This is a genomic window from Pseudomonas sp. TH39(2020), assembly GCF_016650715.1.
GTDB classification, from domain to species: domain Bacteria; phylum Pseudomonadota; class Gammaproteobacteria; order Pseudomonadales; family Pseudomonadaceae; genus Aquipseudomonas; species Aquipseudomonas mandelii_C.
In genome coordinates, this window is the sequence record NZ_JAEKFF010000006.1 from 504,966 (window position 1) to 517,788 (window position 12,823).

At 59.8% G+C, this 12,823-nt stretch carries 10 protein-coding genes and 1 riboswitch; of the genes, 1 reads left to right on the forward strand and 9 read right to left on the reverse strand.

Going from position 1 to position 12,823, the window contains the following annotated elements; all coding sequences use genetic code 11:
- Positions 1–81: 81 nt before the first annotated feature.
- The 3 genes from JFU47_RS10345 to ltaE form a co-directional block, all read right to left on the reverse strand.
- The gene (locus tag JFU47_RS10345) at positions 82–1,323 is read right to left on the reverse strand and encodes an aspartate kinase (RefSeq protein WP_008154299.1); all 1,242 of its coding nucleotides are present in this window, start codon (positions 1,321–1,323) and stop codon (positions 82–84) included.
- Between the two features lie 91 nt (positions 1,324–1,414).
- Positions 1,415–4,039, reverse strand: a complete 2,625-nt coding sequence (gene alaS / locus JFU47_RS10350) for an alanine--tRNA ligase (RefSeq protein WP_201182790.1) — start codon at positions 4,037–4,039, stop codon at positions 1,415–1,417.
- 146 nt (positions 4,040–4,185) lie between these two features.
- Complete coding sequence (ltaE, locus tag JFU47_RS10355) at positions 4,186–5,190, reverse strand: low-specificity L-threonine aldolase (protein ID WP_201182792.1); 1,005 nt, start codon at positions 5,188–5,190, stop codon at positions 4,186–4,188.
- Positions 5,191–5,385: 195 nt separating this feature from the next.
- Positions 5,386–5,556: riboswitch (FMN riboswitch) on the forward strand.
- A 102-nt stretch (positions 5,557–5,658) separates the two neighbouring features.
- Between ltaE and JFU47_RS10360 the strand changes: the two genes are divergently transcribed.
- Positions 5,659–6,168 (forward strand): 6,7-dimethyl-8-ribityllumazine synthase, encoded by a 510-nt coding sequence (locus JFU47_RS10360; RefSeq protein ID WP_007943897.1) that lies wholly within the window; start codon positions 5,659–5,661, stop codon positions 6,166–6,168.
- A 131-nt stretch (positions 6,169–6,299) separates the two neighbouring features.
- On the opposite strand, the gene astE is transcribed toward JFU47_RS10360, so the two are convergent.
- The 6 genes from astE to aruF form a co-directional block, all read right to left on the reverse strand.
- Complete coding sequence (gene astE / locus JFU47_RS10365; protein ID WP_140895505.1) at positions 6,300–7,310, reverse strand: succinylglutamate desuccinylase; 1,011 nt, start codon at positions 7,308–7,310, stop codon at positions 6,300–6,302.
- A 12-nt stretch (positions 7,311–7,322) separates the two neighbouring features.
- Positions 7,323–7,610, reverse strand: a complete 288-nt coding sequence (locus JFU47_RS10370) for a topoisomerase II (RefSeq protein ID WP_140895507.1) — start codon at positions 7,608–7,610, stop codon at positions 7,323–7,325.
- A gap of 20 nt (positions 7,611–7,630) precedes the next feature.
- Positions 7,631–8,977, reverse strand: coding sequence for an N-succinylarginine dihydrolase (gene astB / locus JFU47_RS10375; RefSeq protein ID WP_140676539.1), 1,347 nt, complete (start codon positions 8,975–8,977; stop codon positions 7,631–7,633).
- A gap of 137 nt (positions 8,978–9,114) precedes the next feature.
- Positions 9,115–10,584 (reverse strand): succinylglutamate-semialdehyde dehydrogenase, encoded by a 1,470-nt coding sequence (astD, locus tag JFU47_RS10380; protein WP_170206251.1) that lies wholly within the window; start codon positions 10,582–10,584, stop codon positions 9,115–9,117.
- Complete coding sequence (gene astA, locus JFU47_RS10385) at positions 10,581–11,606, reverse strand: arginine N-succinyltransferase (RefSeq protein ID WP_008154313.1); 1,026 nt, start codon at positions 11,604–11,606, stop codon at positions 10,581–10,583. Before astA ends, astD begins: the two co-directional genes overlap by 4 nt.
- Positions 11,607–11,701: 95 nt before the next feature.
- On the reverse strand, positions 11,702–12,721 hold the full coding sequence (gene aruF, locus JFU47_RS10390; protein WP_056741423.1) for an arginine/ornithine succinyltransferase subunit alpha: 1,020 nt from the start codon (positions 12,719–12,721) through the stop codon (positions 11,702–11,704).
- Positions 12,722–12,823 lie beyond the last annotated feature (102 nt).

A 12,823-nucleotide genomic window follows, 5' to 3' on the forward strand; every position in this document is an offset into this window, starting at 1 on the left:
CGCGAGCAAAAGAACAGCCTCGAGTCGCGCCATTCAAAAAAACAAAAGGGCGCGGTCAGACCGCGCCCTTCGGTTAACGCATCACTCGCCCTGACGGGCCGGTGCGTCCAGTTCGAAAGCCGTGTGCAGCGCGCGCACAGCCAGTTCCAGGTACTTCTCTTCGATCACTACGGAGACTTTGATTTCCGAAGTCGAGATCATCTGGATGTTGATGCTTTCCTTGGCCAGGGATTCGAACATGCGGCTGGCCACGCCTGCGTGGGAGCGCATGCCGACACCGACGATCGACACCTTGGCAATCTTGATATCGCCAACGACTTCACGGGCACCGATCTCGCGAGCGGTGTTTTCCAGCACGGTTTGCGCTGCCTGGAAGTCATTGCGGTGCACGGTGAAGGTGAAGTCGGTGGTGTTATCGTGCGCAACGTTCTGCACGATCATGTCGACTTCGATGTTCGCGGCGCTGATCGGGCCGAGAATTTTGAATGCAACGCCCGGGGTGTCTGGCACGCCACGGATGGTCAGCTTGGCTTCATCGCGATTGAAAGCGATGCCGGAAATGATCGGCTGTTCCATGGTTTCCTCTTCATCAATAGTAATGAGGGTGCCCGGACCCTCCTTGAAGCTGTGCAGTACGCGCAGCGGAACGTTGTACTTGCCGGCGAATTCCACCGCACGGATCTGCAACACCTTGGAACCGAGGCTGGCCATTTCCAGCATCTCTTCGAAGGTAATCTTGTCCAGGCGCTGAGCCACGGACACCACACGCGGGTCGGTGGTGTAGACGCCGTCGACGTCGGTGTAGATCTGGCATTCGTCAGCCTTCAAGGCTGCCGCCAGCGCCACGCCGGTGGTGTCGGAACCGCCACGACCGAGGGTGGTGATGTTGCCGTGCTCGTCGACGCCCTGGAAACCGGCGACAACCACCACACGACCGGCCTTCAGATCGCCACGAATCTTCTGGTCATCAATCTGCAAGATACGCGCTTTATTGTGAGCGCTGTCCGTCAGAATCCGCACCTGATTGCCGGTGTAGGACACCGCTGGCACGCCGCGCTTGATCAGCGCCATGGCCAACAGTGCAATCGTCACCTGCTCACCGGTGGAGACGATCACGTCCAGCTCACGAGGAACCGGTTGGCCGTCGCCACTGATTTTCTTGGCCAGATCGATCAGACGGTTGGTTTCGCCGCTCATTGCAGACAGCACAACCACCAGGTCATCGCCGGCTTCGCGGAACTTCTTAACCTTGTCGGCGACCTGTTCGATTCTCTCGACAGTGCCGACCGAGGTGCCTCCAAATTTCTGTACGATCAAAGCCATTTCAAAGCCGCCTCTGCCCATGAAGGGCGCCCAAATAATCACTCAAACAGCGTTCCGGCCCGCCACTAGACTGCGGGCCGGACACACTGCCTTATAAACCCTGCTCTACAAATGGAACAGTCAGGGCCAATGCCGCATCCAGTGCGCCAGCGTCAGTACCACCGCCTTGCGCCATGTCTGGACGACCACCGCCCTTCCCGCCCACTGCCGCAGCGGCTTGCTTCATCAAATCACCGGCTTTGAGTTGGCCAGTCAGGTCTTTGGTTACGCCTGCAACCAGAACGACCTTTTCCTCATGGACACTGCCGAGCAGGATCACTGCGCGGCCGAGTTTGTTTTTCAGTTGATCGACCAGCGCCAGCAGCGCCTTGCCGTCCTGACCGTCCAGACGCACGGCCAGCACTTTCACGCCTTTGACATCCAGGGCAGAAGCCGACAGATCGTCGCCCGCCGCGCTGGCAGCCTTGGCCTGCAACTGCTCGAGTTGCTTCTCCAGCAGACGGTTGCGCTCCAGCACAGCCGACAGCTTGTCGATCAGGTTGTCGCGGCTACCCTTGACCAGGTTGGCCGCTTCCTTGAGTTGTTCTTCAGCAGCGTTCAAGTATGCCAGCGCCGCGGCGCCAGTGACCGCTTCGATACGACGCACGCCGGAAGCCACACCGCCTTCGCTGATAATCTTCAGCAGGCCGATGTCGCCAGTCCGGTTGGCGTGGATACCACCGCACAGCTCGACGGAGAAATCACCGCCCATGCTCAGTACGCGCACGCTGTCGCCGTATTTCTCGCCGAACAGCGCCATCGCGCCCTTCTGCTTGGCGGTTTCGATATCGGTTTCTTCGGTTTCAACTTCGGAGTTCTTGCGAATCTCGGCGTTGACGATGTCTTCCAGCGCCTTCAATTGCTCAGGCTTGATGGCTTCGAAGTGGCTGAAGTCAAAGCGCAGTCGCTGACTGTCGACCAACGAGCCTTTCTGCTGAACGTGATCGCCCAATACCTGACGCAATGCCGCGTGCAGCAAGTGAGTCGCCGAGTGGTTCAACGAAGTCGCGTGACGCACTTCAGCATCAACATGCGTTTCTACCGGCGCGCCGATGGTCAGGCTGCCCGACGCCAGCACGCCGTGATGCAAGAAGGCGCCGCCGGTTTTGGTGGTGTCGCGTACATCAAAGCGTGCGTTGCCGACCTGAAGGTAACCGCAGTCGCCGATCTGACCGCCGGATTCAGCGTAGAACGGCGTCTGGTTCAGTACGACCACACCCTCTTCGCCTTCGCTGAGTACGTCGACCGACTGGCCATCTTTATAGAGACCAACGACTTTCGCCGAACCTTTAGTCGCTTCATAGCCGGTGAATTCGGTGGCCACATCAACCTTGACCAGGCTGTTGTAGTCCATGCCGAAGGAGCTGGCGGAACGGGCACGGACGCGCTGGGCTTCCATTTCGCGCTCGAAGCCTTCTTCGTCGATGGTCAGGCTGCGTTCGCGAGCGATGTCGCCGGTCAGGTCCATCGGGAAACCGTAAGTGTCGTACAACTTGAACACGACATCGCCCGGAACCACGTCACCTTTGAGATCGGCCAGATCCTGCTCGAGGATTTTCAGGCCCTGCTCCAGGGTCTTGGCGAACTGCTCTTCTTCAGCTTTCAGTACGCGCTCGATGTGCGCTTGCTGGGATTTCAGCTCTGGGAAGGCTTCGCCCATCTCGGCGACCAGTGCCGCAACGATCTGATAGAAGAAGCTGCCCTTGGCGCCCAGTTTGTTGCCATGACGGCAAGCGCGACGAATGATCCGGCGCAGCACGTAGCCGCGACCTTCATTGGACGGCAGCACGCCGTCGGCAATCAGGAAACCGCACGAGCGAATGTGGTCGGCGACGACTTTCAGGGACGCCTGATTGTCGTTGGTGCAACCGATGGCCTTGGCCGATGCACTCAGCAGGCTCTGGAACAGGTCGATTTCATAGTTCGAGTGAACGTGCTGCAGCACGGCACTGATCCGCTCCAGGCCCATGCCGGTATCGACCGACGGCGCTGGCAGCGGGTGCAACACGCCATCGGCGGTGCGGTTGAACTGCATGAACACGTTGTTCCAGATTTCAATGTAACGGTCGCCGTCTTCTTCCGGCGAGCCCGGTGGGCCGCCCCAGATGTCGGCGCCGTGATCGTAGAAAATCTCGGTGCAAGGACCGCATGGGCCGGTATCGCCCATGGTCCAGAAGTTATCGGACGCGTACGGCGCGCCTTTGTTGTCGCCGATACGGACCATGCGCTCGGCCGGAACGCCGATTTCCTTGGTCCAGATGTCGTAGGCCTCATCATCGCTGGCGTAGACGGTGACCCAGAGCTTTTCTTTCGGCAGGTTCAGCCACTTGTCGGACGTCAGGAAGTTCCAGGCGTAGGTGATCGCGTCGCGCTTGAAGTAATCACCGAAGCTGAAGTTACCCAGCATTTCGAAGAATGTGTGGTGACGGGCGGTATAACCGACGTTTTCCAGGTCGTTGTGCTTGCCGCCGGCGCGCACGCATTTCTGGCTGCTGACCGCGCGGGTGTACGCGCGCTTTTCCTGGCCCAGGAAACAGTCCTTGAACTGATTCATCCCCGCGTTAGTGAACAGCAGGGTTGGGTCGTTGCCCGGAATCAAAGAGCTGGAGGCTACACGGGTGTGGCCTTGCTCTTCGAAGAAGCGAAGGAAGGCTTCACGGATTTCTGCGCTTTTCATTAGGTTCTTCCACGGAGGCTGCGGCCAAAGGCCTGTGCGAAACGTCAACAGACGAAGCGACGGCAAAGGGCCGCATTATATCGGCCCTGCGCGCGGGGTACAGCGTGTTTATACGATAGAAACGGTCAATTGGACCGCTAACGCTATCAGTTGCGCGAAAACTCGACGAATGTCGCGACGACCTGCTCGATTTGAGCGCGGCTGACGTCCATGTGCGTGACCATGCGCAGACGTCCGGCAGCGCTCAACTTGATCCCGCGTTCGGCGGCAAACGCCTTGATGGCCTCGGCCTTGTCGCCCATCTGCACGTAAACCATGTTGGTCTGCACCGGCTCGACCTCGTAACCCGCGGCTCGCAAGCCTTCGGCCAGCCACTGCGCATTGGCGTGGTCGTCAGCCAGACGCTGAATATTTTTATCAAGTGCGTACAAACCTGCCGCCGCCAGAATCCCGGCCTGGCGCATGCCGCCGCCGACCATCTTGCGCAGGCGTCGCGCCTTGCCGATCAACTCGACCGAGCCGCACAGCACCGAACCGATCGGCGCGCCCAGGCCTTTGGACAGACAGACCGAGACGGAATCGAAATACTGGGTGATCTCGCGAGCATCGACACCCAGCTTGACCGCCGCGTTGTACAGCCGCGCGCCGTCCAGGTGCAGCTGCAACCCATGTTCACGGGTAAAGCTTCGAGCCCGCGCCAGATACTCCAATGGCAAAACCTTGCCTTGCATGGTGTTTTCCAGCGCCAGCAAACGGGTGCGGGCGAAGTGGAAGTCGTCCGGTTTGATCGCGGCCGCCACGTGGGCCAGGTCCAGCGAGCCATCGGCCTGCACTTCCAGCGGTTGCGGCTGAATCGAACCGAGCACCGCCGCGCCGCCACCTTCGTACTTATACGTGTGAGCCTGCTGGCCGACGATGTATTCGTCACCGCGTTCGCAGTGGGCCATCAAACCCAGCAGATTGCTCATGGTGCCCGTCGGCACAAACAGCGCTGCGGCAAAACCCAACTGATTCGCAAGCTCGGTTTCCAGTCGATTAACCGTCGGATCTTCGCCGTAAACGTCGTCACCGGTGGCCGCGCTGGCCATCGCGTCGAGCATCCCTGCGGTCGGTTGGGTGACGGTGTCGCTGCGAAGATCAATAACGCTCATGAATCTGGCCTCGGTAAGCAGGGAAAATCCCTTTCAGTCAGGAGTTACTGCGGTCATGCAGACGAATAATCAACCCTTGGGCAGGAAAAGGCTTCCTGAACCGACGAAAAAGTCGATAGCAATCATCAGATAGCAGCAATGCACAGGTGAGAAATATGTGTTAAAAACGCTTCGCCGCCAAACAATCTGGCGGCAAAACGTTCTCAGGGCGGGGTGCAACTCCCCACCGGCGGTAATTGCGCGCAATGCGCATAGCCCGCGAGCGCTTGGCGACAGGCACGGCAATGGCTGTGATGGCGGCAAGGTCAGCAGACCCGGTGTGATCCCGGGGCCGACGGTCATAGTCCGGATGAAGAGAGAACGGGATTGGCGCCAAAGGGCCGTCCGCAGGCATTCGTGCGAGCGTGCGTACCCTTAAATCCCATTCGATTCATATGCCCTGTTTTTTACATAAACAGGAGTCAGAACATGCAACCCACCGCAATCGATAGCAAAAGCAAAAACCATCAGGGCGAGCGCGTTGCGTTCATCCAGGCCTGCTGGCACAAGGAAATCGTCGATCAGAGCCGTAAAGGCTTTGTTGCCGAAATGATTGCTCAGGGTTATCAGGAGTCGGAGATCGATTTCTTCGAAGTCGGCGGCGCCTTTGAAATTCCGCTGCACGCCAAGCTGCTGGCCAAGTCCGGTCGTTATGCCGGCATCGTCGCGGCGGGTCTGGTAGTCGACGGCGGCATCTATCGCCACGAATTCGTCGCCCAGTCGGTGATCAGCGGTTTGATGCAAGTTCAGCTGGAAACCGAAGTGCCGGTGTTCTCGGTGGTTTTGACCCCGCACCACTTCCATGCTGGCGAAGAACATCAGAAGTTCTTCTTCGAGCACTTTGTGCATAAAGGCCAGGAAGCGGCGAAAACGTGCGCGGATACGTTGCACAAGATGCGTGCGTTGCGTCGTAGCGAGCCCCGCGCGGTAGCCGTCTAAACGCAGAAAAACCTGTGGGAGCGAGCCTGCTCGCGAAGGCGGAATAACATTCAACGATGATGTTGTTTGTTAGTCCGCCTTCGCGAGCAGGCTCGCTCCCACATGGGCTTTATGTTCAGCCCGAGATTGGGTCAGGCAAGGTTTTCGTCGGTAGTCGGCACAATCAGGATGCCGGCGCGCAGGCCGTTCTTGACCTTGGGGTTCGGGAAGATGATCCGGGCACCCTCCTCCTCAATGATCCACCGGGTCTGGGCGATGTCTTCGGCCAGCAGGTAACCCACTTCCAATTCCGAAAAGTTCTCAATGTCCGCTGGCAGGTTCAAGCGGAAGCTATCGCTGTGCTTGATGATTTCTCGCGCCACGCTAAACAGCTGCAAACCGTCCAGCGCCTCTTCGGTCTGGGCCGGCTCGTTGCCTTCGATAATCTGTTTGAGGCGAGTTTCCAGCAGATCGACGTTGACCCCATCGTTCTGCCCAAATGGCCGCGCTTTGCCCAGTTCAAGGGTAAAAGACTCGGCACCGAGTTTGTCGTAAGTGTAGGAGCTGAAAACGATGGACGGCTTGTTTTGCAGCAGCACCGCCTCCATGCCGGCAGCGCGCAAGCGCGCCAGTTCCAGGCGTGAATGCTGACGGCCTTCTTTCCAGGGATACAGCGCGAACTGTTCGATTTTCGAACCGCGAATGGCCGTGTGCAGGTCATAGTGCAGACGGTTGCGATCCGGCAGGCTGAAGAAACTCGCCGCCAGCCGCTCCAGTTCACACGCGCGCAGGGCTTCGGAGCCGCTGCTTTGTTCGTGACGGCCGTTGAACAGCCGGTTGACGTCCTGCTCGACGAAGCGCTCGCCCTTGCGAATCGCTTCCGGGTTGCCAAACAAGAACAGAATACGTGCGCGCGGCTTAAGATCGCCGCGGGCGATGTCATGCAACAGGCGATCAAGCAATTCGATCGGCGCTGTTTCATTGCCATGGATGCCGGCCGATAGCAGCAGGTCCAGGCCGTTGTCGCGAACTTCAGGCGGCCGGACTTCCAGCGCGCCTTCGCTCAACCAGCGCATGCGCACGCCTTCGACAGTCAGTTGAGTCTTCTCCGCCGGTTCGCGGCCGGCGAGGGTCAGTTCAAGCAGTTTGCCGAGGGCGAGCATAGAGCGGTTTCCTTAGTGGTCGTGCGCGCAATCCGGGCCGTGCACATGGTCTTCGTCACCGACTTCAGCCGGTTCCATTTCCAGTTGCAGACTTACCAGATTAGTCGCCAATGGGCGCAGCAGCAGGTTTGCGAATTCAGCGTCACCTTCTTCGACATCCACGCCGATCAGCAGTTGGCCGCGGCCGTCCTGCTGAATCCACAGCTCTTTGCCTTGCCACATGACCGCGACGCGGGTGCAGGAAGTTTCCAGTTGCGTGCCGTCGGTGTCTTCAAGGATCAGCTGCAGGGTATCGCTCATGTTTTTTACGCTCTCGACGTTCAATTGATCTGGAATGGATAAACCGCGCCCAGTTTAAGGATTTGTGTCAGTTCATCCAGTGCCGTCCGGCACTCAAGCAGCAATTGCGGGTCCGCGAGATCGTTTTCGGTCATGCGGTCGCGGTAGTGCTTGTCGACCCATTCGGTCAGCGTGCCGTACAACGGTGCCGTCATGATAACCCCTGGGTTGACGGCCGCCAGTTCGGTTTCGTTGAGCGCGACGCGCAGTCGCAGGCAAGCCGGGCCGCCGCCGTTCTGCATGCTCTGCTTCAAATCGAACACTTTCACTTCGCGGATCAGGCCACCGGAGCTGGTCAAACCTTGCAGGTACTGCCAGACGCGCTCATTGCCACGGCATTCTTCCGGCACGATCAACAGCATCGAGCCGTCAGGACGCGTCAGCAGCTGGCTATTGAACAGGTAGGAGCGAACGGCGTCTTCCACGGTGACCGCGGAACGCGGTACGCAGATCGACTGAAATTTCCCACCGACTTTTGCGAGCTTGCTTTGCAATTCAGCGAGCATCTGCTCGGTGTCGAGGAACGCGTCCTCGTGATAGAACAGCACCTCGCCATTACCCACCGCGATCACATCGTTGTGGAACACGCCCTGATCGATCACCGAAGGGTTCTGCTGAGCGTAGACCACGCCGTCATCGCTCAAGCCGTGCAGGCGGGCAACCGCCTGGGAGGCTTCGAGGGTCTGACGGGCCGGGTATTTCTGCGGTGCCGGGTAACGGGTGTCGAACGCGCTGCGACCGAACACGAAGAACTCGACGCCTGCTTCGCCGTATTCACGGCAGAAACGGGTGTGGTTGGCTGCGCCCTCGTCCCCGAACTGCGCCACGGCCGGCAATGCAGCGTGGTGAGCGAAGTGTTTCTGGTCAGCGAACATTGCCCCCAGTACGCGACTGGTGGTCGGGTGTTCGATGCTGCGGTGATATTTGCAGTTCAGGTTGGCCGCGGTGAAATGCACACGGCCATCCGCGGTGTCGGCGCTCGGGCTGACGGTGGCGGCGTTGGCCACCCACATGCTCGACGCTGAGCAACTGGCCACCAGCAACGGCATCGCGTCTTTAGCCGCCTGCTCGATCACCTGAGCGTCGGTGCCGCTGAACCCCAAGCGACGCAGGGCTGCCACGTCCGGGCGTTCCTGTGGCGCCAGAACACCTTGCTGAAAGCCCATTTCCATCAGCGATTTCATTTTCGCCAGGCCTTGCAGCGCGGCTTCCTTCGGGTTCGAAGACTGCTGGCTATTGCTCTGGGACGCGACGTTGCCGTAGGACAAACCGCCGTAGTTATGGGTCGGCCCCACTAGACCGTCAAAATTGACTTCATAGGATTTCATCAGCGAGGCTCCACGAGAATCTGTTGTTATGGCTTCTGTAACTATTCTTTGAGACCGAGGCGCGGCCTTCGCGAGCAGGCTCGCTCCCACAGGGAAATGCATTCCAATGTGGGAGCGAGACTGCTCGCGAACGGGCATTACGCCATTTTCACGCCTGGCGTAAGGGTCGCAGGCATCACCAGGCTCGGGGTTTCCAGCGATGCAACCGGGTACGCGCAGTAATCTGCTGCGTAGTAGGCGCTGGCGCGGTGGTTGCCCGAGGCGCCGACACCGCCGAATGGCGCGCTGCTCGCCGCACCGGTCAGCTGTTTGTTCCAGTTGACGATGCCCGCACGGCTTTCCAGCCAGAACTGCTGATAACGCGCTTCGGAATCCGACAGCAGACCGGCCGCCAGGCCATAGTCGGTATCGTTGGCTTCAGCGATCGCCGCCTCAAAATCAGCGTAGCGGATCACTTGCAGCAGCGGGCCGAACAGTTCTTCGTCAGGGCGATCAGCCACTGCCGTGACGTCCAGAATGCCTGGGGTCAGCAAGGCAGCTTGAGCTTGTGGTTGGGTCATTTCCAGCAGCGCGACTGCGCCGTTGCCCAGCAGATGCTCTTGCGCATCCATCAGTGCTTTCGCAGCGCCGAGGGAAATCACCGAGCCCATGAACGGTGCCGGTTGCTGATCAAACGCGCCGACTTCAATCGTACGGCTGACCGCCACCAGACGCGCCAGCAGTGTGTCGCCCCAGGTGCCCTGTGGCACCAGCAAGCGGCGGGCGCAGGTGCAACGCTGACCAGCGGAAATGAACGCCGACTGGATGATGGTGTAAACGGCAGCATCGAGGTCTGCGACCTGATCGATGACCAGCGGGTTGTTACCGCCCATTTCCAGCGCGAGGATCTTGTCCGGACGACCGGCAAACTGTTGATGCAGGTGATTGCCGGTGCGGCTGGAGCCGGTGAAGAACAAGCCATCGATGCCTGGGTTCGCCGCTAGGGCGATACCGGTCTCGCGAGCGCCTTGCAGCAGGTTCAGCACGCCTGCCGGCAGACCGGCTTCGATCCAGCACTTGACCGTCAGTTCGGCAACTTTCGGCGTCAGCTCGCTGGGTTTGAACAGCACGCTATTACCGGCCAGCAGCGCCGGCACGATGTGACCGTTCGGCAGGTGACCAGGGAAGTTGTAAGGCCCGAACACAGCCACTACGCCATGTGGCTTGTGGCGCAACACGGCGGTGGCGTCGCCCAACGGGCCGCTCTTCTCGCCGGTACGTTCGCGGTAGCTCTGCACCGAGATCGCAATCTTGTTGACCATGCTGGTGACTTCGGTCGCCGCTTCCCACAAAGGTTTGCCGGTTTCTTCACCGATGGTGCGAGCCAGTTCGTCAGCATTGTTCTTCAGCGCGGCGGCAAAGGCCTCCAGCACTGTGATGCGCTCTTCCAGAGTACGTCGGGCCCAGCCCGGGAATGCCTGGCGCGCGGCTTGCACGGCCGATTCAACCTGAGCAGTGGTAGCGCCTTCGCCGGCCCACAGCACTTGTTGGGTTACCGGGTTCAGCGACTGAAAGGCTTCACCCTGGCCGGCCAGCCATTCACCTGCGATGTATAGCGAATTCATTATTTCGACTCCCTGGCAGCGGACAACGGAACGGCGCGCACTTGATCGCCGGCGTTGAGTTGAAGACGTTTGGCGGTCAGTGGATCGACCACCAGCGTACCGGCGGCGAAACGTGCAGGAGCAGCAGTGATCCGGCAGTCTTCGCGCTTGCGGTTATGAATAAGGAACGGTGTGGCGTCGTCACCCGGCGTGCCGATGGCCAGCACCAGCGCCTGGCTGTCACGCACTGCGCGGATCTTGCCGGTTTCACACTCAACAGCAGGACCGGCGTCGAAGATGTCGACGTAGCCCTGATAGCTGAAACCTTCGCTTTTGAGCATGGCCAACGCCGGCTCGGTGTCCGGATGAACCTGGCCGATCACGTTGCGCGCATCTTCCGACAGGAAGCAGGTGTAAAGCGGGAATTTCGGCATCAGTTCGGCGATGAACGCCTTGTTGCCCACACCAGTCAGGTAGTCAGCCTGGCTGAATTCCATCTTGAAGAAATGACGCCCCAGGCTTTCCCAGAACGGCGAACGCCCCGCTTCGTCGGACATGCCGCGCATCTCGGCGATGATCTTGTTGCCGAACAGCTGCGGGAACTCGGCGATGAACAGCATCCGCGCCTTGGCCAGCATGCGGCCGTTGAGGCCGGTGCGGTAGTCGGCGTGCAGGAACAGCGAGCACAGCTCGGAGTTACCGGTCAGGTCGTTGGCCAGGAACAGCGTCGGGATTTCGCGGTAGATGTTCAACTCTTGCGAAGCGCTGACCGTCAGGCCAACCCGGAAGTTATACCAAGGCTCGCGCAGACCGACGGCGCCAGCGATGGCGGAAATACCCACCACGCGGCCGTCATCATCTTCGAGCACGAACAGGTAGTCTGCATCGCCCCGCCCGGCTTCGCCGCGGAAGGTCTTCTCGGCCCAGCCGACCCGATGGGCCAGACGCTCTTCATTGGCCGGCAAGGTGGTCAGGCCAGTGCCGGTGCTGCGGGCCAGGTCGATCAGAGCGGGTAAATCGCTGCTGCGTACGGGACGAACGATCATGCTATCTCCTCAAACGGGCCGCTTGCGCCACCCGTGAAACTCGCTGCTTTTTAGGCATTCTTTCCAAGCAATCTTTCCAGGCGTAGCAGCAGGCGTTAAACCGCCACCAGGCGCACGCTGGCACCTTCACCGACGCCCAAGGCTTCGGCCGCTTCGAGATCCAGGGTCACGGGTTTGCCCGGCGCGTAATCGAGCTCAAGCAAAACGGCGCGGTAATCCTGCAACTGGGCGTTGGCCACCAGGTACTGACGACCGGCGCCTTTGACCGGCTCGCCGATTTTCACCGGGACGACTCGGCTCTGGGCGATCGAACGGATCCCCGAGACACGGGCGTGCAACGTCGGCCCGCCGTCGAAAATGTCGATGTAGTGATCGGTCTCGAAGCCTTCGCGCATCAGTATGTCGAAGGTGATCTGCGCCCGTGGGTGCACCTGGCCCATCGCCTCTTGAGCGGAGTCCGGCAGCAGCGGCACATAGATCGGGTAATGCGGCATCAACTCGGCCAGGAACGTCCGGCTCTTCAGACCGCACAGACGCTCGGCAGCGGCGTAGTTGAGATCGAAGAAATTACGACCGATGGCATCCCAGAACGGCGAATCACCGTTTTCATCGCTATAACCGACGATCTCGGTCACCACAGAATCGGCGAAACGCTCCGGATGGCTGGCCACGAACAACAAGCGGCCGCGGGAGTTGAGCTCCGACCAGGCCGAACCCACCAGCTCCGGCAGCACGTAGAAACTGGTCAGCAAGCTGTTGCCGGTCAGGTCGTGGCACTGGGAGAGCACGTGGATCTTGTTATGAATCTTCAGCTCGCGGGAGGCGTGTACAAAGGTTTCATTACGGAAGCTGTAGAACGGCTCGGAATAACCGGCCGACGCAACGATGGCCGAGCAGCCCACCAGTTTGCCGGTGGCGGTGTCTTCGAGGACGAAGAAATAGCTCTCTTCACCGTTGAAGCTGACTTCGGCGGAGAACGAAGCTTCGCTTGCCGCGATTTTGTCGCTCAGGCGTTCAACGTCATCCGGCAAGGAAGTGACACCAATCGGGCTGTCCGCAGCCAGACGCTGTACCTCGCCCAGATCAGCCATTTGCGCGGGGCGCATCACCAGCATGGTGTCACTCCTTTCTCGAAAAACTCTTTGAGGGAAATAGTCCAGACAGATCACTGAGACACTGTGGGAGCGAGCCTGCTCGCGATTGCGTCCTGTCAGTCA

Bases quoted from the DNA above. Each gene is read 5' to 3' on its own strand.
- JFU47_RS10345 (WP_008154299.1), bottom strand. From the start codon at position 1,323: ATGGCTTTGATCGTACAGAAATTTGGAGGCACCTCGGTCGGCACTGTC.
- JFU47_RS10370 (WP_140895507.1), bottom strand. From the start codon at position 7,610: ATGAGCGATACCCTGCAGCTGATCCTTGAAGACACCGACGGCACGCAA.
- ltaE (WP_201182792.1), bottom strand. From the start codon at position 5,190: ATGAGCGTTATTGATCTTCGCAGCGACACCGTCACCCAACCGACCGCA.
- astE (WP_140895505.1), bottom strand. From the start codon at position 7,310: ATGCTCGCCCTCGGCAAACTGCTTGAACTGACCCTCGCCGGCCGCGAA.
- astB (WP_140676539.1), bottom strand. From the start codon at position 8,977: ATGAAATCCTATGAAGTCAATTTTGACGGTCTAGTGGGGCCGACCCAT.
- aruF (WP_056741423.1), bottom strand. From the start codon at position 12,721: ATGCTGGTGATGCGCCCCGCGCAAATGGCTGATCTGGGCGAGGTACAG.
- alaS (WP_201182790.1), bottom strand. From the start codon at position 4,039: ATGAAAAGCGCAGAAATCCGTGAAGCCTTCCTTCGCTTCTTCGAAGAG.
- astA (WP_008154313.1), bottom strand. From the start codon at position 11,606: ATGATCGTTCGTCCCGTACGCAGCAGCGATTTACCCGCTCTGATCGAC.
- JFU47_RS10360 (WP_007943897.1), top strand. From the start codon at position 5,659: ATGCAACCCACCGCAATCGATAGCAAAAGCAAAAACCATCAGGGCGAG.